Raw genomic sequence first — 19,150 nt, 5'->3', positions numbered from 1 at the left:
CGGGGTAATGGCCGCCGAGCGCTTCGAGTTGCGAGACGTCGAGTGGACGCTCCCGAGGGCAGCCCTCGTCGTCCTGTCGTTCGTCAGCGCCGCTATCCACCTCGCGTTGGCGACGACGACGAGCAACCACGTCTTCGCGGTGCTGGGGCTGGGACTCCTCGCGGGCTTCATCGTCTACTTTACGAATTTCTGGAGCGCCGTGCTGTATCTCGTCGGAGCGATTTACATCAGCGTGATGACCATCGTCTGGGTTCTCGACGGCGCGCCGATGCTGACTCTGGGTCTCGTCGACAAAGTCGTTCAGGCCGGCCTGTTCGTGCTGTTCGTGTACCTCTTGTTCGAGGAAAGCGGGACGGGGGGCGAGGCGGAAGCGTCCGAAGGTGATGGGTGATTACACGAACGCGAACACTGCCAGCGCGACGAGCACCAGTGCGATGCTGTATTTGAGACCGCTTCGAACGTCGCTGTCGGCGAGTTCGCCGATGATGAGTCCGGTTCCGACGGCCTGCACCAGCGCCGAGTGAAGGAACAGGGCGTTGTACGTCGACACGTCGCCGGCGCCGACGCTGATGAGTTGGTCGAGTTCGCCGCTTTCGGTCTCACCGATGCGTTCGATGACCGGCGCGAGGAAACTCTGGTCGATGACGACGACGGTGCCGAGATAGACGAGAAAGCCGATTGCGACGACCGCGACGTACGTCTGGAGTTCCTGCTCGCGGGCCCGTTCCATCTGGAGACGGTGTCGCGTGTCCTGAGCAGCGATTTTCAACACCTGATGGAGGTTTCCGGTCGAGCGACTCCCCTCGGCGAGGATTTTGCAGGTCCGGGTCAACTGCGGGACGGCCATGCGGTCGGCCATCGACAACAGCGCATCGCGCATGTCGTGGTTCCAGCGAATGTCGTTTCGGACGTGGCGGAGTTCCTCGGCGAAGCGGCCGGTCACGTTCCGGGCGACCAGTCCGAACCCCTCGACGAGCGAGACGCCCATCTGGTTCGAACTCGCGAGGATATCGAGCGCGTCGGGTAACCGCGACGCGACGTGGCGCCGCTGTCGGCGACTCTGCTCGTGAACGAACGCCATCGGCGTCGCCACGATGAGAAACGGCGCGACGAAAAACAGGTTCGTCGTCCGGAACGGCGTCGAGAGGACCCCGTCGACCGATGGAGCCCCGAACACGACGGCGGCGACGGCCAGATACGCGACCGCGAGGGGGGCCGAGAACAGCAGCGTCAACTCCGGGCGCCGTCGCAGCGGCTTCAACGGGCTCGACAGGAACTCGTCGAGCCGGCGACGGAGCCGAATTCGTCGTACAATGGTGTGCTGTGTGTCGTCGTCGAACCACTCGGTCGGCGAAGAGAGGTCCGAATCCGTGGTCACGCTGTGGTTCGGCGAGCGGTACGGCTCCGAGAGCATCGACACGAGGACGATGAACCCCAGCATCCCGAGCGGAATCACGAGGTACACGATGGCGAACAGCATGCTGAACCCCGCAGAGCCGAGGAACGTCATCATGATGAGCGTGATGATGAGAAACAGCGGCGCGGCGACGAAGGCGACGATGAACACTTCGCTGAGCATCGCCAGCGTCTCGAGGAACCGCTTCTGTTCCTCCTGGCTCCGCTGCATGTACTTGTCGCTCTCGTCGCGGAGGAACTCGGTGACGTTCCCGCCGCTGTCGAGGACGCTGAGCATGTCGTCGAGGAACGTCTCCATGTTCTCGCTGGCCGTGAGGTTCCGGGCGTTGCGTATCGCCGTGAACAGGTCGTTGCCGAACACCTCCACGTCGCGGACGACCATGTCGAACTCGTGGGCGACTTCACCGTACGTTTCGTCGGCCTCGGCCATCCGCTTCAGCACCGTGATGAAGTCCATCCCACCGTAGGAGAGCGCGTACATGTAGACGATGGCGTGCGGCAGCATCACGTCGATGTTCCGCCGCCGACTGTCGACCAGAATGTAGGGGTAGTAATACTGCGCAATCCACGTCACCGTCGCACCGAGGAACATCGACAGGAGCGTCGCCGTCGCCCCGAAAAAGAACACCCGGTTGGCTGCGACGAACAACACGACATCGGACAGTACCGTCCCACTGGATACCGAGATGGGAGATTCGATGCCCGCGAGGACACCCAATCGCGACAGCGCGACCGTCAAGCCGAGGCCTAACAGCGCACACAACAACCCGACGATGACCGAGTACAGCACGGTTCGCGTCAGGTACACGTCGTAGGACAGTCCGAGACGGGCCTGATTGAGCCGACGCTGGAGACCGAAGTGTTCGTCCGGGCGGGCTTTGAAGTACGTTCGGACTGGGCCGAACTTCTCGACCAACACCTTGCGTCGTGCGGTCGGAAGGCCGCTCGTGGGGAGGTACTGCTTTCGCTCGTACTCCGGCACCGGCAGTCGCTCTTCGGTTCCGCCGTCGCTGAGTGTGGTTCCGTCGGCCGCCTCATCCGAACCGTTCGTTCGGTCCGGGCCATCTCTCTCGGGGTCGTCGTGGCTCATCGTCCGTCCTCGAATATTCCCTCGTCGGAGACCCCCTCTTCAAGCATCCCCGCCGACTGGAGTTCCCCGTTCTCGATTTCCTCCAAGACGCGCTCCTCGTTCTCGATGAACGAGTGGATGACGCGGGCGACGTCCTCCCACCACGTGATATCGTTCTCCAGGAGGTACTCCAGAACCCGCTTTCGGCCGTCGATAGCCGACTGCAATTGCTTGGCCGACCACCCACGGTCGGCCGCGATTTCGTCGAGAACGTTCGAATCGAACTTCTCGTTGTAGCTGTCGTCTCTGGGGTTCCACTCGAACACCTCGTTTGCGAGGATGTCGTCGCCCTCGCCGCCGCTGATTAACTCGGTGATGTTCTGGTTGCGCCGGACGCGCTCGTCGCCCAACAACACCTGCTTTTGAATCGAGATGATGTCGAGTTCCTTTATCATCTGGGTCGGAACGCTGAGCGGTTCGTTCTCCAGTCGGTTGATGACGCCCATCACGGACTCGGAGTGGACCGTCGTGTACGCCGTGTGTCCGGTCGCCATCGCCTGGAAGAACGTGAGTGCCACCCGGGATTCGGTCCGAATCTCACCGACCAGCAGGTACTCGGGCCGTTGCCGGAGGGCGGTCTGGAGCTGTTGGTACATCGTCACCTCCCCGGAGCCGTCGGCGGTCGCCGACTCCCGGGTCAGCGACTGCACCCAGTTTTCGTGCGGCAGCGACACCTCCTGAGTGTCCTCGATGGAGACGATTTTGCTCTTCTTGGGGATGAAGAACGACACCGCGTTCAGCGACGTGGTCTTGCCGGCGCCGGTCCCTCCGGCGAACATCAACGAGCGGTTGTTCTCGATGGCGAGCCACAGATACGCCATCTGCTCGACGGAGAACGTCCCCCAGTTGATGAGGTCGATGGGCGTATCCGGCACCGACGAGAACTGCCGAATCGTGAAGTTCGGTCCCCGGGTGGCGATTTCGCCGCCGAAGGTCAACTGTACTCGGGAGCCGTCCGGCAGCGACGCGTCGACGAGTGGGTTCGACACCGAGAGGTGTTTGCCGGCCCGCTGGGCCAGTCGCGTGACGAACGAGCGTAGGTCGGACTCGCCGAACGTGATGTTCGTATCCAAATCGCGGTAATCCCGGTGGTAGACGAACACGGGCAGGTCCCGCCCGTCACAGGAGATGTCCTCGACCGCATCGTCCGACAGCAACGGGTCGATTCGCTCGTAGCCGACGAAGTCCCGACGGAGGTAGTAGGCGAGTTTGTGAATCGACAGCGCCGACAGCGACGCCGTATGGTCGTCGATGAGTTCGATGACCCGCCGGTCGAACGTCGAGGCGCGTTCGGCCTCGCTGCCGAGGTCCTCGTACATCAGGTTGTTCCGGAGGATGCGCGTCAACTCCTCGAGGATGTACTCCTCGAAGGCGCCCAATGCCGGTTCCGTCACCCGGTAGTGGAGTTCGCCGTCGACGTCGCTCCGAAGAATCGACACGTACGCGTACGGCTCGTTGACCCAGTAGCGTTCCACTTCCTCGTGAGCGCGGAGATAACTGAAATCGAACCACTCCTCGCGAAGGGCGTCGGGGTCGGGCGTCTCGATAGGGAGTTCGTTCGTGACACCCGAGAACTCCACCACGTCGGCGATGACCTCGATTCGCGTCGGGTGGTCCCGAATCGGGTCGTCCATCGGAAGTCGGTCGACGCCCGTCCCGGGAACTTCCGAGAGGGAATCGTCACCACCGACGACGAGGTCGATGTAGTCCCTGAAGATGCGAGACGCTTCCCTGAGTCCGCTACGGTCCGACTTCGGAGCTTGCGTTACGGACAGCTCTCCGGTGGATTCACTGTCAGTTACGCCCCCGTCGGAGGCTGTTTCGAACCCGTCCTCACCTGTACGACTCTCCGAGTCCCCCTCGCTGTCGTCACCCCACATACGTACATGATGTACGTTACCACACCTAAACTTTTGCTGTTGGTTTCACGTTCAGAAAACGGTCAATCGCGTTTAATGGCGTCCTACCACCCCGACAGTTGAAACATTTATGTATCACCACTGTAGAATTAGACTGGTATGGGGTGGGGTAACAATCGTGCGGTATCGGAAGTACTGGGAGCGATACTGCTGTTCGGCATCGTCGTCCTCGCATTGGGAAGCTATCAAGCGTTCGTCGTGCCACAGCAGAACGCCGAAATCGAATCGAACCACGACGCGCAGGTGAGCAACGAGTTCGCCGAGATACAGCCCGCAATCAGCAACGCCGCCGCAAGCGGCAGGACGCGGACGACTTCGGTGACGTTGGGGACTCGGTATCCGGTTCGGGCCGCCGCGCTCAATCCGCCGACCGTTTCGGGGCAGTTGTCGACCGGCGCGTCCGGTGACCTCAGGGTCGAGCACGACAGTAGAATCGACGCTTGCGCACTGACGGACGATAGACCGAACACGACCTCGATTAGATACAACGCGAACTACAACGAACTGGACAACACCGGCGCGATGGTCTACGAGAACGGCGTCACGTACCGCGAAACCGACGGCGGAATTCTCCAGCGAACCGACCAACAGCTCGTCGACGGGTCGACGATTCGGCTGTACCCCCTCGTTGCAGAGCAGTTCTCGACGGGAAGTTCGAGCAGCGAGCAACTTCGGTTCGTCCCCGGCGAAACGGGCGTTCGGATAGTCGATGTCGACAGCGGCGAGGAACTTGACATCACGTTCCCATCTCGACTCGATGAAGACGGGTGGAACCGAATTCTCAGTGACGCGGATGGCTTCGATACGGCGGATGACTCCGGTGATACGGTCACCGTGACGCTCTCGCCGGACGAGGACACGACCTACACCATTCGGTGTACGCCCGTTGGTCTCGGGAGTGCGCCGGAGCAAGGGGCTGTTCCCAACGACGAGGAGGAAGGCGACGAAGCGAATCAAATCAACCCGAATGACGAAGACGAAATCGTCTTAGTTGACACCAGCGACCTCAGCGAGGGTGGGAGTAAAACCACGACGCTCACCTTCGAAGACAGAACCGACGCCGGCGTCGAAGCGGTCGGTGGGCGAGTAAATTACTACTACATCTCCGACCCAGGAAAATCCGGAAATAAACCAACAACGATGGAGTTTGACGACTCGAGTAACAAACTCGATATCGAAGGGCAGTTCGATACGTTCGATTCGCACGTCGAACTGTCCGAATCGGGACCAACCGACGTGACAATCACATTCGATAAGAAAGCGAAGGGGGACCACTTCTACGTGTTGACGCTTGAATTCTCGAACGGGGACGTAAACACGTACTTTATATCACATTAAATGTCAGAAAGAGCCTAGGCCGGGATTTGAACCCGGGCTCTCGTCCTTACCAAGGACGCGCTTTACCGCTAAGCTACCCAGGCAGGCACTTCTCCGTAGCCGGGTTGCCCCGTTAATCGTTTCGATTCAGCGGCCGCCCGCTATCGGTTGACAGGCCTGCCAGGCGGTCGCGTCGTCCGTCGTCGAAAAACGCCTCCGCAGGGTCGAACGGCGAGTTATCGGGCGCGAAATCGTCGGCGAGACCGGCGGCATCGTCGGTTCGGCCGCCGGAGGCCGAGACGCCGGTGCGGATGGCGAGTTCGAGTACGTCCGTTTCGAGGTTCCCGTCGAGAGCGGCTGCTTGGTCGGGGGGCGGCCGATTCGCGGACGGTCTGGTCGCGGCCGAAGGCGCGGACGACGCCGACGGCGTCCTCGGCGGCGTCGGTGCGGGCGAGCAGGTAGAACCCCCGGGCGACCAACACGTCGGCGGCGAGAATCGCCATGTTGGCGGCGTCGCGGTCGCCGCCGTTCCAGGGGTCGTCCTGTGCGAGGTCCCGCGTGAGTCGCAGGCCATCGTAGATGAGTTGGACGCCGGCGGCCTGTTCGACGAGGTCCTCGGGATGTTCGTCTGTGACGGCGCGGGCGCTCAGAAGCGTCAACACGCCGGGGACGACGGACCCGTCGGCGACGTACTCGTCGATGGTCCGACGGAGTTCCTCGGGGGCGACATCCGCGACCGACTCGGACGCTGCCCGCCGGACCGCGGCGGCTTCCTCCATTGCCGACATGTTGGGGAGCGAAGGGCAAAGACCTTTGGAAACGGTGGCAATCTCACCGTATGATACGCGTCGAAGACGGCGACGACGTGTGTGTCATCACGCTCGACCGGCCGGAGCGCCGCAACGCTCTGACGCCCGCAGCACTCAAGGAACTGGAGGCCGCGGTCACGGACTGTGCTGCGCCAGTGGTGTACCTCCGCGGAGCAGGTGAGGCATTCTGTGCCGGTGCGGACCTCTCGACGGTTGCGTCCGTCGCCGAACGCGACCCCGAGGCGGTGGAACCGTTCGTCCGTCGCGGGCAGGCCGTCGCCGACGCCATCGAGAGCGCCTCGTCGGTCGTCGTCGCCGGCATCGACGGCCCGGCCCGCGGCGGCGGCGTCGAGTTGGCGCTCGCCTGCGATATGCGACTGGCGACTCCGGAGGCCACCTTCGGGGAACCGGGCGTGACGTTCGGCCTCTTCGGGGCGTGGGGCGGCACCGTCCGCCTCCCCGAGGTCGTCGGAATGGGCGACGCGCTGGATTTCTCGCTCTCCGGTCGCGTCATCGACGCCGAGGAGGCCCTCCGCATCGGGTTGGTCTCCCGTGTCGTCGACTCGCCGCGCGCCGTAGCCGAGAACGTGGCCGGAAACGACCCACTCGCGCTCGAACACGTCAAAGAGCGGATTCGAGACCGGAGTTCGAAATCCGAACAGGAGGACGCCGAGGTGGCCGCCTTCGAGGCGCTCGTCGAGGCACACGCCGACGACCTCCGGGAGTTGAGCGAGTGAGTCGGGCAGGCCCGTTCGTTTCAATTACCGTAACAGTTGAAACCCTCCACCGGTAAAGGACGGTAGAAATGCCAGAGTGCGACTACTGTGGTGCCTCCCACGATACCGAGGAGGCACACCTCGAACATCTGAAGTCCGCCCACGCCGACGAACTCGGTCCCATCGACAAGCGCCGGGTCGGGGATGTCGACGGCGGCGACGGCCTCCCGACCGGCCCCATCGCCCTCGGCGTCGTTTTGCTCGCCTCCCTCGGCATCGTCGGCTACGTCGTCTTCATTGCCGGCAGCGGGGGTGCTGCCGGCGACATCGGCCCGGCCGGAAGCGCCCACCACCACGGGACAATCAACGTCACCATCACCGGCGAGACGTTCGACTTCTCACAGGCCCGATGGAAGCAGCCACAGGAGTACCCCCGCTTCCACTTCGAGGGGCGTTCCGACGACCGGTGGCACGCACACGCGACCGGTGTGACCTTGGAGTACGGGATGAACACCCTCGGGTTCGAGGTCACGGACAACTCGGTGACCTACGATGGCACGGAGTACGTCGACGGCGAGGGCTACGAGGTCGTCGTGCAAGTCAGCGGCGAGGACGTACAGCCCGATTACGTCCTTCAGGAAGGCGACCACATCCGCATCGTCGTCAGCGAAGCCTGATTCTCACAGCGGTTCCGGCGCGGGCGGCATCGACCGCTTGTGTTTACTCTTCTCGTAGAGGCCAACGACGCGCTCGACGGCCTCCTCGGGCAGTCCCAGCGTCCGCACGGTGGCGTCCCTCGAGAACGGCCCGTCGACGTGGAGTGCGAGAATCGCGTCGAGTTCGTCGTATCCGAGTCCCATCTCCTCTTCGTCGGTTTGGCCCTCCCACATCCCCGCAGTCGGCGTCCGGGTGACGAGGTCCTCGGCGACACCGACCTCACGGGCGAGTTGCCGGACCTGACACTTGTAGAGGTTGCCGATGGGGTTGCAGTCGACAGCTTGGTCGCCGTACTTCGTGAAGTACCCCGTCGCGGCTTCCGAGCGGTTGCCGGTTCCGAGAACGACCCGACTCTCGGCGTTGGCGATGAAGTAGTTCAACACGCCGCGAGTCCGTACCCGGACGTTCCCGAGCGCCATCCGGTCGTCGGCGGCGTAGTCGGGCGCCGCCTCGACGAAGGAGTCGACGATTGGGTTGATGTCGATTACGTCGTATTCGATACCGAGGTTCTCGGCGACCCGTTCGGCGTCGGTCTTGTCGGCCTCGGGATTGGATTCGCTCGGCATGAGCAGGCCGTGTAGTCCGTCGGTGCCCAGCGCCTCGACGGCGAGGTGAGCCGTCAGCGTCGAGTCGATGCCGCCCGAGAGTCCGAGAACAGCTCCCTCGGCACCCGCGTCCTCGACGACGGTCTCGATGAACTCGACGATGTGTTCGCGGTGGGCTTCGAGTTCCGCCTCGGAGAACAGCAAGTCCACGTTCGTCCCCTCGACCAGTGGTGAAGCACTCGTCATCGACGGTCCGTTCGCTCGCTCGTGACTAATAACCTCCCGTCATCGGGGGTTTCTTGGACGGCCGTCCGGTTCCGATGGCGACACCGAGGCGCTACGTTCAAGTGCGGGCGTTGGGTACGTTGCTTTGAGCGCCGTTGGTGAGCGAACCGGAACGGTTCGCGAGCCGCGGGGCGCGAACCGAGTGAGCGCGCCGTTGGTCCAGTGGTAGGACATTAGCTTCCCAAGCTAATAGCCCGGGTTCAATTCCCGGACGGCGCATAGCGAGGCCGAACGGAGTGAGGCCTCGGGAGCCTGAACGCATTTCTCGACGAGACGGCCGAACACCGCGGCGCCTCCTGTCGTTCCGCGACGACAATGCTTAACACACGGCACGGGGAAGGGAAGGTATGGACGACATCTTTGTCGCACGGTTGATGTCCACGGATTTACACACTGTCACCCCGGACACGCTCGTCGAAGACGCTGCGACCGTGATGCGCGAACACGACATTGGCTCCGTACTCGTCGTCGACGAGTCGGGCCATCTGGAGGGAATTCTCACGTCGACCGACTTCGTCGACATCGTCGCCGAACGGAAGCCGAAAGACCGGACGCCCGTCTCGGAGTACATGTCGACGGGGCTCACCACGGCGTCGGCACAGGACCCGATTCGGGAGGCCGCCGACACGATGCTCGGGGAGGGCATCCACCACCTGCCGGTCGTCGACGAGACGGAGGGCGTCATCGGGATACTCACGACGACCGACCTCACGGCGTACGTCTCCGAACTTCGGTCGCCGGTGTCCGCCTAACCTAGCCGAACCGTTCGGTGAACGCGCTGGTCCCCTCGTCGGTGCCGGCGATAATCAGTTCGTCGCCGTCCTCGATTCGGAACTCCGGGCCGATTTCGGTCCGGACATCGCCGTTCCGCTCGACAGCGATGACCGTACAGTTCGTCTCCGAGCGGACCTCTGCTTCGCCGATGGTCGTGCCGACGAGCCCCGGCGCCTCGGTCTGGACGATGTCGACCTGCTTGTCGAAGGAGATGACCTCCTCGTCGAGAATCGTCGAGGCCAACATCCGGCCGCTGACGGTCGCAAGCGAGAGGACGTAGTCCGCCCCCGCACGATAGATTTTCCTGACGTTCTCGTTCTCCTCGGCGCGGGCGAGGATTTCGATATCGGCCGAGAGGTCGCGAGCGACGAGCGTGGCGAACTCCGTCGTCGTGTCGTCCGAAAGCGCGAGGACGGCGGTGTTTGCCTCTTGGATGCCGGCCGCTTCGAGCTCCTCGGGGTCGGTCGCATCCCCGACGCGGTCGACGCCGGGTTTCTCGACGAGGTCGAGCGTCGTGTAGGGGATGCCCTCCTCGTCGAGTCTGCTGGCGACGGAGTCACCAACCTCGCCGCGGCCGATGAGAAGCGTCTGACTGCTTCGGAAGTGCCGGATGTCCGATAGCGTGAGGTTCTTCAGCCGTTCGAGTTGCGGTTCCTGACCGGTGACGAGCAGGACCGTCCCGGAGTCGATGACCGCGTCCGGCGACGGCGGCGTCTCGAACTGTCCCCGGAACCACGCGCCGATGACGTTCGCGCCGGTCCGCTGTCGGATGCCGATTTCGCCGATGGTCTTCCCGATGAGTTCGCTACCGTGGTGGATTGGCAGTTCGACGATTTCGAACTGGTCGCCCGCTGCGATGGTGTCGGACAGCGACGTGGAGATACTGGTCGTGATTTTCGACGCGAGACTCCGACCCAGAAGCGCCCGCGGGGAAAACACCGTGTCGGCACCCGCGAGGTGGTGATACCGCTCGCGGGAGGGGTCTTCGGCGAAACTGATGACCTCGACGTCCCCCGCGAGTTCCTTCGCCGTCAGGATGATGCTCGTGTTGATTTGGTCGGTGTCGTCGGCGACGAGCGCCCGGGCCGACGGGAGCTCCGCCGCGCGAAGCCCGTCGAGCGTTTTCGGGTCGGCGTGGATGACCGAATACTCCGCCTCGTGGAGTTCCTCCGCGACTTCGCGGTCCTGCTCGACGATGACGTAGCCGACGCCGTCCGATTCGAGTTCGTCGATGAGCGTTTCGCCGCGGGACGTGAGGTTACAGATGACGACGTGGTCCTCGAAGCCATCGACGCTCGTCGGCGCGGTCGTCGAAATAGCCTCCTCGAACAGCGGGAACACCAGCGCCGGCAGCGCGAGGAAGATGAGGACGACGCCCGTCAGGTCCATGACGACGATTAAGACGAGTATCTCCGTCGATGACCACCCCGCCGCATCGGAGCCGAACCCCGTCGTCGTGAACGTCTCGACGACGATTTGGAGGGATTCGAGGAACGTCCGCGGGTCGTCCTCGAAGGCAGACATCCCGTAGTCGTAGGCGACGGCGTATGCCAGTATCACCGCCGCCAGACCGAGGAGGTAGTAGGACGTGCGACGCCGCCAACTGTCCATGTGACTGCTGCTGTGTCCGGAGACGATAAAGTATCACCGACAGAGGCGGGTCGTCAGCGGCGGCTCGAGGGCTGTCGATTACTCTTCGGCCCAGTGGTGTTCGCCGCGTTCGTTCCCGTCGGTCACGTCCATCACGTAGTCGGTGAGCAGCTCCGTCACGGGCGTCCAACAGCGATACAGTCGCCGGGCGAAGGCCCCGACGACGAGCAGTCCGACTGTCAAGAAGCCGAGATGATAGAAGCCGCCGATGCCGAACGCTTCGAACGACGGCGTCACGACGGCCTCGAAGCCGTGGTATCCGACGGTAACCGCGAGGAAACCGACGAGGAGCTTTGCGGCCACCGCCGCGTTCTCCACTGCGGCCTCGGGGCCATCGAGGGCCTGTCCGACAGCGCGTTCGACCGACGGAGCGAGCCACACCAGCGCGACGACGACGAGAAGCGACAGGACGGCCACGACGGCGTCCCACAGCGACACCGACAGCCCCGCGACCAGGCGGTCGACTGCAGGTGTGACAGCCAACAGCCCGACCAGCAGTACCGAGCCAGCAACTGCGAGACAGCCGCCGACGATGCGTCTGACGGTCCGCTGTTCGAACGACGAGACGAACCGAAGCGGTCCGGTTGTATCACTCATGGGCAATCGTGGCGATATCCGGCGGTCGGCTATAAACTTCGTGGCCGTCAGCGGAACGCCCGCTCGTGGGCGCGAGCGTCGTGTATCTCGAGCAGTTCTTCGGTCCCTTCGGCGTCGAATTTCATCGGGCGGCGCCACCACGGCCCCTTCCCGGAGTCACTCGAACAGTCGGTGACGAGCCGGTTGGCGTCGACGCCGGCCGCACGCGACGAAAGAGGCACCGCGATGTCGTACAACTCCGAGCCCATTCCGTCGCCGTACAGCAACACGTCGGCGTCGAAGCGCTCGCGCTTGCAGTGGGCGTTCTCGGAGAACACCTCCTTGCCGTACGGTGGGAGGTCGTGGTAGTCGGCGGCCGACAACGGGTCCCGTCCGAGGCGGAAGTGGCCGATGACGTAGGTACCCCACTCGGGAGCAATCCAGTCGGCAGGGTCCGAGCCGGCCGTCGAGAGCGTCGCATAGAAGAACACGAAATCGCCAGCCTCCAGTTCCAGCAGCGGGCGGGCCTTCACGCCGTGGGGGTCGCCGTAGGTGTACAGCTCCGAGCCGTGGACGCCGGCGAAGGTGGGGTCGAGATGGACCGGCACGTCGGCGACCGAACTCACGTCGACGTGCAAATCGAGGTCGCCGTAGGTCGGCACGGTGGCCTCTGTGTCCATGGGTTCGGATTCGGGAATGGGGACGTACTCGAAGCGGCCGTCGTCGTAAATCGGGCCGCGGAACCCCGGTTCGTTCGTGTTGGCTCCGACGTTGATGGCGACGCTCCGCATATCCCTTCGTTCGAGTCGGTGGGGAAAAGCCGAGCGGATATCGCCGACGACGAAAGACCGTCAAAGATTTGCACGGCGACGCGAACACCGTGGGTATGAGAAAGCGACGCGTCGCCGTCCTGACAGCAATCCTCCTCGCGGGTCTCGGCGTTCTCGGCGTTCTCGCAGTCACCGCCGGTGACCCCGTCGAAACCGACGGTGACACCGACGAACGGTATCCGGGGAACACGCTGGTGACGGTACAGACCTACGGCTGGTTCGGCAACTACAACGGCGACGTGTTCGTTCTCAACGAGAGCGGCGAGCGAGTCTGGGAGTACCAACCCGACGACGCAGCGGTGTTCGACGGCGAGATGCTCGACAACGGCAACGTGATGGTCTCCTACGGACAGCACGTGCCGAACAGCGAGTGCCCCGAGGAGTTCCGAAACGCCGGGCCGGAGGGCCAGCGCGACCACTGCGTCAAGAACGTCGTCGAGGAAGTCGACCCCGACACGAACGAGCGCGTCTGGGCCTACACGTGGTACGACCACTTCGTTACCTACCACGAGGTCCACGACGCCGACCGACTGGACAGCGGCGAGACGGTCATCATCGACATGGGCCAACACCGGACGTTCACGGTCGACCAGAGCGGCAACATCACGTGGGAGTGGTCCGCCATCGAACACCTCGACGAGGGAACGGAGTTCTGGGAGAACCACGTCGAGGGGACTTCACGCGAGGACCACCACTACACCGGCGGCAGTCAGGACTGGACCCACATGAACGACGTCGACCAACTCGACAACGGCAACTTCCTGATGTCCATCCGGAACTTCGACGTGCTCATCGAGGTCGACCCCGAAACCGACGACATCGTCCGCGTCATCGGGGAACCGGGCAACGAGGACATCATGCACGAACAACACGACCCCGACTACCTCGAAGCCCACGACCACGTCATTGTTTCGGACAGCGAGAACAACCGCATCGTCGAGTACGACGCCGAGACGATGGAGGAGGTCTGGCGCTACGAAGGGACGGGTCCGGGCGCCGACGAACAGCTCCAGTGGCCACGGGACGCCGAACGGCTGCCGAACGGCAACACGATGATAGCGGACTCCCGGAACTTCCGGATACTCGAAGTCAACGAGACCGGTAAGGTCGTCTGGGGGCACGACTTCAGCGAAGAGCGTGGCATCGTCTACGACGTCGACCCGCTCGGACCGGACGGGGAGATGGGCGAAGAACCCGAAAACGTCCCGCCCGGTGACGACCTCGAAGGAACCTACTACGGGGGCGGCCTTTCCGGCACGATTGCCTTCGCCGAATCGTGGATCGGCTTCGTGTTCCCCTCGTGGGTCGGCCTGCCGGGGCTACTCGCGCTGTTGACGATGCTCGGTAGTGTCGTCGGACTCACGTGGGAGGGTGTTCGGACGTATCGCCGAGACTGAGAGTTACGGTCGGTCGAGGTCCCGCTGGAACTCGTCGAACACCCTGATGTCGTCCGGAACTTCGTAGGGGATGCGTCGCGATTCGCGGTCGTCGGGCTGGTCGCCGTCGATTGGTTCCGCAACGTCCTCGAATCCGGGTTTCACGCGGACGCTTTTTGCAGGCATCCCGACCGCGACGTGGTGGTCAGGGATGTCCGACTGGGCGACCCCACGGGAGCCGACGACGGCGTTCTCGCCGATTCTGACGCCCGCTCGAACCATCGCGTCGTAGGTGATTCGGGCATCGTCGCCGATTATCGTATGGAAGTTCTCGACTTCGGTCTGGTCGACGATGTCGTGGTCGTGGGAGTAGATGTGGACGCCGTCGGAAATCGAGACGCGGTCGCCGATGGTGAGTTTCCCCCGGTCGTCGAGGTGGACATCGTCGTGTACGACGACGTTGTCGCCGACGGAGATGTTGTGGCCGTAGGTGAACGAGATGCCCTTGAAGAACCGACAGTTCTCCCCGCAGGACTCGAAGAGGTGGTCGGCGAGCATCCGACGGAACCGAAGCGCGAACTCGACGTTGTCGGCCATCGGTGTGGCGTCGAACTGCCGCCAGAGCCACTGGAGGTGTTTCGATTGCTCGAATGCTTCTTCGTCCTTTTCGGCGTAGTACTCGCTCTCCAGCGTCGAGTTACACGGGTCGTACCCCTGCAAGCGGACGCGCTCGGCCGGGGAAACGTCGCCGCCGGCCTGCCACCGCTCGTAGGCGTCGCGGTCGCCGTGGAGGTCGATGAGAACGTCCTCGACGACCTCACAGGTGCTCTCGTCGCTCGATAGCCGGCGGTCGACCTCGTCGATGAAGGTTCGAAGCCCCTCCTCGGCGTCGGCCGGCAGCGAGACGTGTCGCTTCGTCATTGTCAGTTCGAGGGGACCGAGAGGTGTTAGGGATTGCTGTTGTGACGGGCGCGCACGACCGCGGTTACCTGAAGTGCCGGCAGCCCACGGCGTCGGTGATTCACTCGAAGCGACCGAAACCGCCGTCGAGCGGTCGCGTTCGTTCGCTGTCCCACTCGTTGAGACGAACCACGACCGCTAAGTGTGTCACCTCCCAACGGGACGGTATGAACTATCGGACGCTTGGCGACTCCGATGTGGAGGTCAGCGAAATCGGCTTCGGTGCCTGGGTCGTCGGTACCGACTGGTGGGGCGACCGAAGCGAACAGCAGGCCGTCGAGATGCTCCAGTACGCGGTCGAACAGGGCATCACCTACTTCGACACCGGCGACGTGTACGGCCACGGCCGCTCCGAGGAGTTGGTCGGCGAGGCACTCGCCGACTACCGCGACGAGGTGACCGTCGCCACCAAACTCGGCTACGACTTCTACAACAACCCCCAGGCCGGCCACGGCGAACTCCCGAAGGAACTGAACCGGGAGTACCTCGAGGAGGCCTTCGAGAAGTCACTCGACCGCCTCGGGATGGACCGCGTCGACGTGTTGCAACTGCACAACGCCAACGTCGAGGAGATGGACGCCGACGTCTTGGAGTTCCTCGACGAGGTTCGCGAAGAGGGACGCGCCGACGCCATCGGACTGGCGCTCGGCCCCTCTATCGGCTGGCTGGCAGAGGGCGACCTCGCCATCGAACAGGAGTTCGACTCCGTGCAGTTGGTGTGGAACCTCCTCGAACAGGAGGTCGGCAACCACTTCCTCGAGACCCTCGAACGGACCGGCTCCTCGACGAGTCTCATCCCCCGTGTGCCGCACTCCTCGGGACTGCTCAACGAGCAGGTCACCCCCGAAACGGAACTCGACGAGGGCGACCACCGCGGCTTCCGCCCCGACGAGTGGTACGAGACCGGCTGGGAGAAAGTCGAGACGCTGCGCTTCCTGGAACGCGACGGCGAGCGGACGATGGCCCAGGCGAGCCTCCAGTGGCTCCTCTCACAGGACCACGTCGCCTCGGTCACGCCGACGTTCCGCACCCGCGAGGACATCGACGAGTGGGCCGCCGCCAGCGAGGTGCCCGCCCTCACCGACGAGGAACTCCAACGCGTCGCCGACCTCTACGAGGACAACTTCGGCATCGACCGCGAGGACGGGATGGACGCCCTCCGCTCGTCGGTCGACGGCGAGGACATCCAGTCGGCGGGACTGGACAAACAGAGCGCCGGAAGCTAACCGACGGACGCCTCCGTCGCCCGCCCGAGACATATGTACTGCACCGTACAGGTGCCGACGGGTTTTTACCGACACCTCCTGTAGGCAGACCAAGTTCTCATGCACGGAAACACGCCCCACGCCGGTCGGGTCACGGAGGAGCCCACCACCGAGGCGCGCAAAGCGCTGCGTCGCAACATCGAGGCCATCACGTCTTCTACCCGCTCGCTGCTCCCGGACACCTTCGTCGTCGGCGCCGAAATCGTCGACGGTGCCGACGGCCTGCAGGCCACCGTCGCGGTCCAACCCCCCGCCGGCTCCGTCGTCTCCGCCGGATTCACCTTCGACGAGGACGCCGACGAGGTCGAACTCGCGCGTGAACTCGCCGCTGGCGCGGCGCTGGAAGCCAAACACGCCAACGAGGACGTACCGCAGATAGCGAAGTAACGCGGTTCCGTTCTACTGCGGCGGCACCAACAGTATCGACACCGTAAGCAACAGCCCCGCGAGCAGGCTGCCTGCGGCCATTCCGACGAGAACGGGAACCGCCAGCGCCCACCCGACTGCGGCGCCGCCGGCGACCGACGCCGGCATCGCCGCCAACAGGCCGTCGTAGTGACTCGGAGTGGACATCTCCGTCATACCCGGGACGTGTGGACGGTGGTAATTAAATCTAATTACTCCAAATCACTTCCCCCAGAAGGGGTCCCGCTTGCGGTGTTTGTCGAGGTACATCCCGAGGGCTTCGAGTTCGTCGGTGGGGATGTCCTCGGAGAGTTCCTGTTCGAGAATCTTGGCGTGTTTCTCGGGGATTTCCGTCCACAGTTCGTCGCCCTCCTCGATTTGGCGGCCGACCGTCGGGCCGTCGATGGAGGCCGCGACCTGCTCGCCGGCGCGGGCCTCGTCGATATCTTCGCCGGCGTCCTGCAGCGATTTGAGTTCGCCGACTCGGGTGGTGTCGTTGCCCTCCCACTTGACGACGCGGGAGTTGCGCTTCAGCGTGCCCGAGAGGACTTCGACGCCGACGACGGCGGGACTGGACTGCCGGAAGACGTGGTCTTCGAGGATACGGAACCGACAGGGCCGCTGAATCTTGTCGAGTACCTGCTCCTGTTGGGCGCGCTCGATGCTCTCGACGTGGTCCTCGTACTCCTCGACGAGTTGGTAAATCACGTCGTCGACGAACAGTTTGACGTCGCTTTCGGCCGCCTCCCGTTCGGCGTCTTCGAGCACGTCGACGTTGAACCCGAGGATGGCCTGGTGTTTGCCCTCCTCGGCGGTGGAGGCGACGGCCACGTCGCGAGGGGCCACGTCGCCGACCTCCGCGCGGACGATGGGGACTTCGGCGTCCTCCAGTGCGGAGGCGATGGCCTCCAGCGACCCGAGGGTGTCGGCTTTGACGACGACGCCGTCCTCTTCGGTGACCACGTCGATTTCGGCGAGTTCGGCCTGCACTTCCGCGATAACGTCCTCCAGTGGGCGGTCACGGACGACCCGGACGGGTGCGCCGGCCATCGCGTCGTCGAGGTCCGGCGCGGCGATTTTCACGCCGGCCGCGGCGCCGACCTCCTCGACCTGCTCGAACTGCTTTTCGGTCCGGATTTCGGCGAGCGGTCGCGGCTGCAACAGCGCCCGCACGTCGGTGACGATGGGGTCGTTCTTCCCGCCGACGACGATGGTGTCGTCGGCCCGAATCGTCCCGTCGTACAGCACGATGTCGAGCGTCGTCCCGAAGCCGCGTTCCTCCTTGACCTCCAGAACCGTCCCGACGCCGGGGCCACCGACGTCGATGGACATCTCCTCTTTGAGATACCGCTGGGACAGGCCCATCAAGACCGTCAGGAGGTCGGGGACGCCCTCGCCGGTTTCGGCGGAGACGGGGACGACGCCGATGTTACCCCGGAAGTCCTGGACACGCCAGTACATGTCCGCCGAGAAGCCGTTGTCGGAGAGTTCGCCGATAATCTCGTACAGTTGTTGGTTGAGGCGGTCCTCCGCGCGGTCGCTCTGCTTTTCGAGGGTCTGCTGTATCGGTTCGTCGGGGTTGGGGTTCCACCCCGGCACGGTGTCGACCTTGTTCGCCGCGACGATAAACGGCGTCTGGGTGCGTTTGAGGATGTCGATGGCCTCCAGCGTCTGGGGCTGGAAGCCGTCGTTGACGTCGACGACGAGGATGGCGATGTCCGCGAGTGCGCCGCCGCGGGACCGAAGCGTCGAAAACGAGTGGTGGCCGGGCGTGTCGATGAACAGCAGTCCCGGAAGGTCGAAGTCGTCGGGGTCGACGAGGCGGCCCGCGATGTCCGAAATCGTCGACAGCGGGACCGCCGTCGCGCCGATGTGTTGGGTGATGGCGCCGGCCTCGCCGGCCGTGACCGCCGACCCGCGGACCTTGTCCAGCAGGCTCGTCTTCCCGTGGTCGACGTGGCCCAATACGGCGACGATAGGCGTCCGTAACTCCGCTTCGTCCCCGGCGTCGGTGGTGTGAGCGTCAGACATAGAAAGAACTCCGTTGTTGGTGTAGTGGCCGCCCGCGGCATTTAACGGTTTCAGTCTCCGGTCGCCCCTGTGGCGTCGCTACTCCGTGACGGTGAACGACGCCGTCATCCCGCTGCTCCGGTGGGGGACGCAGTAGTAGTCGTATTCGCCGGCCGTCTCGAAGGTGTGGAAGTGGACGTGGCCCTCGCCGTAGGTCGTCGTGCGACTGCCCTCGGTGCCGGTCCAGTCTGTCCCGTCGGGGACGCCGCCGTCGTCGTACTTGATGTTGTGTCCCGCTCCGACCCACTCCCAGAGGACGGTGTCGCCGACGGAGATTTCGAACGCCTCGGGGTCGAAGTTGAGGCCGTCACCGACCGCGACTCGCTGGTCGGGGTCCGAGGGCGGCTCGGGAGTCGGTGTCGCCGTCTCCGTCGGCGTCTCGGTCGGTTCG

At 64.0% G+C, this 19,150-nt stretch carries 19 protein-coding genes and 2 tRNA genes; 9 read left to right on the top strand and 12 right to left on the bottom strand.

What is annotated here, in order from left to right:
• The first annotated feature begins 7 nt into the window (after window positions 1-7).
• Complete coding sequence (locus GJ631_RS14625) at window positions 8-391, top strand: hypothetical protein (protein WP_156709861.1); 384 nt, start codon at window positions 8-10, stop codon at window positions 389-391.
• Here GJ631_RS14625 and GJ631_RS14620 read toward each other — a convergent pair whose 3' ends face one another.
• Both GJ631_RS14620 and GJ631_RS14615 read right to left on the bottom strand, forming a co-directional pair.
• Window positions 392-2,506, bottom strand: coding sequence for a type II secretion system F family protein (locus GJ631_RS14620; protein WP_156709860.1), 2,115 nt, complete (start codon window positions 2,504-2,506; stop codon window positions 392-394).
• Window positions 2,503-4,425 carry a type II/IV secretion system ATPase subunit gene (locus tag GJ631_RS14615; RefSeq protein WP_197425090.1) on the bottom strand — a complete coding sequence of 641 codons (1,923 nt, stop codon included), beginning with the start codon at window positions 4,423-4,425 and terminating at the stop codon, window positions 2,503-2,505. Before GJ631_RS14615 ends, GJ631_RS14620 begins: the two co-directional genes overlap by 4 nt.
• Before the next feature lie 138 nt (window positions 4,426-4,563).
• On the opposite strand from GJ631_RS14615, the gene GJ631_RS14610 reads away from it, so the two are divergent.
• Window positions 4,564-5,802, top strand: coding sequence for a hypothetical protein (locus GJ631_RS14610; protein ID WP_156709859.1), 1,239 nt, complete (start codon window positions 4,564-4,566; stop codon window positions 5,800-5,802).
• Window positions 5,803-5,813: 11 nt separating this feature from the next.
• On the opposite strand, the gene GJ631_RS14605 is transcribed toward GJ631_RS14610, so the two are convergent.
• A tRNA-Thr gene (locus tag GJ631_RS14605) sits at window positions 5,814-5,885 on the bottom strand.
• A 132-nt stretch (window positions 5,886-6,017) separates the two neighbouring features.
• Complete coding sequence (locus tag GJ631_RS14600) at window positions 6,018-6,560, bottom strand: hypothetical protein (RefSeq protein ID WP_231753996.1); 543 nt, start codon at window positions 6,558-6,560, stop codon at window positions 6,018-6,020.
• Window positions 6,561-6,619: 59 nt separating this feature from the next.
• On the opposite strand from GJ631_RS14600, the gene GJ631_RS14595 reads away from it, so the two are divergent.
• Window positions 6,620-7,327: an enoyl-CoA hydratase/isomerase family protein gene (locus tag GJ631_RS14595; protein WP_156709858.1), complete on the top strand. Its 708-nt coding sequence runs from the start codon at window positions 6,620-6,622 to the stop codon at window positions 7,325-7,327.
• Window positions 7,328-7,395: 68 nt separating this feature from the next.
• Complete coding sequence (locus tag GJ631_RS14590) at window positions 7,396-7,983, top strand: hypothetical protein (RefSeq protein WP_156709857.1); 588 nt, start codon at window positions 7,396-7,398, stop codon at window positions 7,981-7,983.
• Between the two features lie 3 nt (window positions 7,984-7,986).
• Here GJ631_RS14590 and GJ631_RS14585 read toward each other — a convergent pair whose 3' ends face one another.
• The gene (locus tag GJ631_RS14585; RefSeq protein WP_156709856.1) at window positions 7,987-8,814 is read right to left on the bottom strand and encodes an NAD+ synthase; all 828 of its coding nucleotides are present in this window, start codon (window positions 8,812-8,814) and stop codon (window positions 7,987-7,989) included.
• Between the two features lie 187 nt (window positions 8,815-9,001).
• Between GJ631_RS14585 and GJ631_RS14580 the strand changes: the two genes are divergently transcribed.
• Window positions 9,002-9,072 (top strand) — tRNA-Gly (locus tag GJ631_RS14580).
• 128 nt (window positions 9,073-9,200) lie between these two features.
• Window positions 9,201-9,605 carry a CBS domain-containing protein gene (locus GJ631_RS14575; RefSeq protein ID WP_156709855.1) on the top strand — a complete coding sequence of 135 codons (405 nt, stop codon included), beginning with the start codon at window positions 9,201-9,203 and terminating at the stop codon, window positions 9,603-9,605.
• 1 nt (window position 9,606) lies between these two features.
• On the opposite strand, the gene GJ631_RS14570 is transcribed toward GJ631_RS14575, so the two are convergent.
• The 3 genes from GJ631_RS14570 to GJ631_RS14560 all read right to left on the bottom strand — a co-directional run bounded on the left by GJ631_RS14570 (window position 9,607) and on the right by GJ631_RS14560 (window position 12,644).
• Complete coding sequence (locus GJ631_RS14570; RefSeq protein ID WP_156709854.1) at window positions 9,607-11,238, bottom strand: TrkA family potassium uptake protein; 1,632 nt, start codon at window positions 11,236-11,238, stop codon at window positions 9,607-9,609.
• Window positions 11,239-11,316: 78 nt separating this feature from the next.
• Complete coding sequence (locus GJ631_RS14565) at window positions 11,317-11,874, bottom strand: hypothetical protein (RefSeq protein ID WP_156709853.1); 558 nt, start codon at window positions 11,872-11,874, stop codon at window positions 11,317-11,319.
• A gap of 47 nt (window positions 11,875-11,921) precedes the next feature.
• Window positions 11,922-12,644 (bottom strand): hypothetical protein, encoded by a 723-nt coding sequence (locus GJ631_RS14560; RefSeq protein ID WP_156709852.1) that lies wholly within the window; start codon window positions 12,642-12,644, stop codon window positions 11,922-11,924.
• A 95-nt stretch (window positions 12,645-12,739) separates the two neighbouring features.
• On the opposite strand from GJ631_RS14560, the gene GJ631_RS14555 reads away from it, so the two are divergent.
• Window positions 12,740-14,080: an arylsulfotransferase family protein gene (locus tag GJ631_RS14555; protein ID WP_156709851.1), complete on the top strand. Its 1,341-nt coding sequence runs from the start codon at window positions 12,740-12,742 to the stop codon at window positions 14,078-14,080.
• 3 nt (window positions 14,081-14,083) lie between these two features.
• Here the strand turns inward: GJ631_RS14555 and GJ631_RS14550 are convergent, their stop codons facing one another.
• Window positions 14,084-14,980 (bottom strand): acyltransferase, encoded by an 897-nt coding sequence (locus GJ631_RS14550; protein WP_156709850.1) that lies wholly within the window; start codon window positions 14,978-14,980, stop codon window positions 14,084-14,086.
• Between the two features lie 206 nt (window positions 14,981-15,186).
• Here GJ631_RS14550 and GJ631_RS14545 point away from each other — a divergent pair, with 206 nt between their 5' ends.
• Both GJ631_RS14545 and GJ631_RS14540 read left to right on the top strand, forming a co-directional pair.
• Window positions 15,187-16,245 (top strand): aldo/keto reductase, encoded by a 1,059-nt coding sequence (locus tag GJ631_RS14545; RefSeq protein ID WP_156709849.1) that lies wholly within the window; start codon window positions 15,187-15,189, stop codon window positions 16,243-16,245.
• Between the two features lie 99 nt (window positions 16,246-16,344).
• Complete coding sequence (locus GJ631_RS14540) at window positions 16,345-16,671, top strand: DUF5811 family protein (RefSeq protein WP_156709848.1); 327 nt, start codon at window positions 16,345-16,347, stop codon at window positions 16,669-16,671.
• Window positions 16,672-16,683: 12 nt separating this feature from the next.
• Here the strand turns inward: GJ631_RS14540 and GJ631_RS14535 are convergent, their stop codons facing one another.
• The 3 genes from GJ631_RS14535 to GJ631_RS14525 all read right to left on the bottom strand — a co-directional run.
• Window positions 16,684-16,866 carry a hypothetical protein gene (locus GJ631_RS14535; RefSeq protein WP_156709847.1) on the bottom strand — a complete coding sequence of 61 codons (183 nt, stop codon included), beginning with the start codon at window positions 16,864-16,866 and terminating at the stop codon, window positions 16,684-16,686.
• 45 nt (window positions 16,867-16,911) lie between these two features.
• A complete protein-coding gene (gene infB / locus GJ631_RS14530) occupies window positions 16,912-18,720 on the bottom strand; it encodes a translation initiation factor IF-2 (protein ID WP_156709846.1) in 1,809 nt (602 codons plus the stop codon).
• 78 nt (window positions 18,721-18,798) lie between these two features.
• Window positions 18,799-19,150, bottom strand: a 352-nt coding sequence (locus tag GJ631_RS14525; RefSeq protein WP_231753995.1) for a plastocyanin/azurin family copper-binding protein, incomplete at its 5' end; no start/stop codon positions are given.

Origin of the sequence: Natronomonas sp. CBA1123, from assembly GCF_009741925.1 — an archaeon.
In the GTDB taxonomy this organism is placed as follows: domain Archaea; phylum Halobacteriota; class Halobacteria; order Halobacteriales; family Haloarculaceae; genus Natronomonas.
The sequence above is the reverse complement of the archived record's forward strand: the minus strand, read 5'-3'. Positions and strand labels throughout refer to the sequence as shown.